The sequence below is a fragment of the Psychrosphaera sp. B3R10 genome, from assembly GCF_018861025.1.
Classification (GTDB): domain Bacteria; phylum Pseudomonadota; class Gammaproteobacteria; order Enterobacterales; family Alteromonadaceae; genus Psychrosphaera; species Psychrosphaera algicola.
This window is the reverse complement of sequence record NZ_JAHKQH010000010.1, coordinates 947-1,351: the sequence shown is the minus strand read 5'-3', so window position 1 is coordinate 1,351 and position 405 is coordinate 947. Positions and strand designations below refer to the sequence as shown.

Genomic DNA, 405 nt, shown 5'->3' with positions numbered 1-405 from the left:
AAATGGCTCGGTGATGTTGGACGACGATGCCAATAACCTCGGTGGTGCCGTGAGCATAACTGCAGGTACGGGCAACATTACGTTAGATAACAATACCAACGCATTAGGCTTAGTCACTACCACATCAGGCAGTGTTACGATTGAAAATGCGGGTGCATTAATGGTTGAAGGCATCATGGGCAGCTTAGTTGTGACCAATGCCACCAGTGTTGCCGATAGTGGCATGTTAGATATTGCTGGGACATCAACAATCGATACCAGCACGTCAAATGGTGCGGTGGTGTTAGACGAAGATACCAACAATCTTGTTGGACTCGTAACTGTGACGTCGGGCTCGGGTAATATCACCGTAGATAATGCGACCACTGACTTAGGTTTAGCGGTAACAAACACAGGTTCAGTGAC

The 405-nt window shown here is 47.7% G+C and carries 1 pseudogene; it reads left to right on the top strand.

The annotated features are described in order from the left end of the window. Positions 1-405 (top strand): annotated as a pseudogene (locus tag KO525_RS04710) (hypothetical protein); the annotation flags it as partial.